Below are 923 nucleotides of genomic sequence, written 5' to 3' on the forward strand. Positions count from 1 at the left end.
CACTACGCACACGTCGACTGCCCCGGTCACGCCGACTATGTGAAGAACATGATCACGGGCGCCGCTCAGATGGACGGCGCCATCCTGGTGTGCTCGGCCGCTGACGGCCCGATGCCCCAGACCCGTGAGCACATCCTGCTGGCTCGCCAGGTGGGCGTGGGCTACATCATCGTTTTCCTGAACAAGTGCGACATGGTCGACGACGCCGAGCTGCTCGAGCTGGTCGAAATGGAAGTGCGCGAGCTGCTCGACAAGTACGAGTTCCCTGGCGACGACACCCCCATCATCCACGGCTCGGCCAAGCTCGCCCTGGAAGGCGACAAGGGCAAGCTGGGCGAAGAAGCCATCCTGAAGCTGGCCGAAGCGCTGGACACGTACATCCCCACGCCTGAGCGCGCTGTGGACGGCACGTTCCTGATGCCCGTCGAAGACGTGTTCTCGATCTCGGGTCGCGGCACCGTGGTGACCGGCGCCGTCGAGCGCGGCGTGATCAAGGTCGGCGAAGAAATCGAAATCGTCGGCATCCGCCCGACCGTCAAGACCACCTGCACCGGCGTGGAAATGTTCCGCAAGCTGCTGGACCAAGGTCAGGCTGGCGACAACGTCGGCGTGCTGCTGCGCGGCACGAAGCGCGAAGAAGTCGAACGCGGCCAAGTGCTGTGCAAGCCCGGCTCGATCAAGCCGCACGTGCACTTCACCGCCGAGGTGTATGTCCTGTCCAAGGACGAAGGTGGCCGTCACACGCCGTTCTTCAACAACTACCGTCCGCAGTTCTACTTCCGCACGACGGACGTGACCGGCGCGATCGAGCTGCCCGCGGACAAGGAAATGGTCATGCCTGGCGACAACGTCAGCATCACCGTCAAGCTGATCAACCCGATCGCGATGGAAGAAGGCCTGCGCTTCGCCATCCGTGAAGGCGG

At 63.7% G+C, this 923-nt stretch carries 1 protein-coding gene; it reads left to right on the top strand.

The window, feature by feature from the left end; all coding sequences use genetic code 11:
* Positions 1-923 (top strand): elongation factor Tu (tuf, locus tag AC07Q9_RS31560; RefSeq protein ID WP_495312960.1); only part of this gene is annotated, 923 nt, incomplete at both ends.

The organism is Variovorax sp. GW821-FHT09A10 (genome assembly GCF_059418385.1).